The organism is Vibrio sp. 1401 (assembly GCF_033340295.1).
Genome location: NZ_JAWOWF010000158.1, coordinates 1 through 1,006 on the forward strand (window position 1 = coordinate 1; position 1,006 = coordinate 1,006).

Annotated in this window: 1 protein-coding gene; it reads left to right on the plus strand. The window is 43.2% G+C overall.

The genetic code is table 11. The annotated features are described in order from the left end of the window. Nucleotides 1-1,006, plus strand: a 1,006-nt coding sequence (locus tag R7Z77_RS24250) for an NAD(P)/FAD-dependent oxidoreductase (protein WP_318136915.1), incomplete at both ends; no start/stop codon positions are given.

Consider the following 1,006-nt stretch of genomic DNA (forward strand, 5'->3'; position numbering starts at 1 on the left):
AAACTTTATCAAAATGATGAACGAAATTGGCGTGGAAGGTATTCCGACGCAAATGAGTTTCAGCGTGAGAAATGATGGCAACGGTTTGGAATATAATGGCCACACATTAACAACATTGTTCGCACAAAAGCGAAATTGGCTTAATCCAAAATTCTATCGCTTTATTCTTGAGATTTTACGCTTCAATAAACTAGCAAAAGCGTCTGCTACTGAGCAAATATCGAGTTCTCAAACGCTGGGTGCATTTTTGGATGAGCACCAGTTTAGTGATTTCTTTTCTGACAACTATATTCTGCCAATGGGCGCGGCGATTTGGTCATCTTCCCTCGCTGACATGCGTGCTTTTCCATTGATGTTCTTCTTACGCTTTTTCCTCAATCACGGTTTGTTAGACGTGACGAATCGTCCGCAATGGTACGTTATCAAGGGTGGTTCACGTGCTTATATTCCACCTTTACCGCAAGGATTTGCAGACAAGATTCGATTGAATAGTCCGGTTGAAAAAGTTGTTCGCAGTGAACAAGGTGTAGCGATTTATGCAAATGGGCAGTGTGAATGGTTTGATGAAGTCATTTTTGCTTGTCATAGCGACCAGGCTTTAGCGATGCTCAGTGATGCCTCGTCATGTGAAAACGACATTTTGTCTAATATGGCTTACCAAGCAAATGATGTGGTTCTTCACACTGACACGAGTGTATTACCGAAACGAAAATCTGCATGGGCATCGTGGAACTATTTGCTGGAAGGAGGCGAAGAGGAGCAGCAACGATTGCCGTCCCTAACGTACAACATGAATATTTTGCAGCATATCGACTCTTCACACACATTCTGCGTCACCTTAAACCGTACTGAAGATATCGACGAGAACAAGATTCTGCGTCAGTTCACCTACCATCACCCTGTCTTTACGATGGAGTCTATCGCTGCCCAGCAACGCAAAGAAGAAATACAAGGAGCTCAACATACGTGGTTTTGTGGCGCTTATTGGTACAACGGATTCCATGAA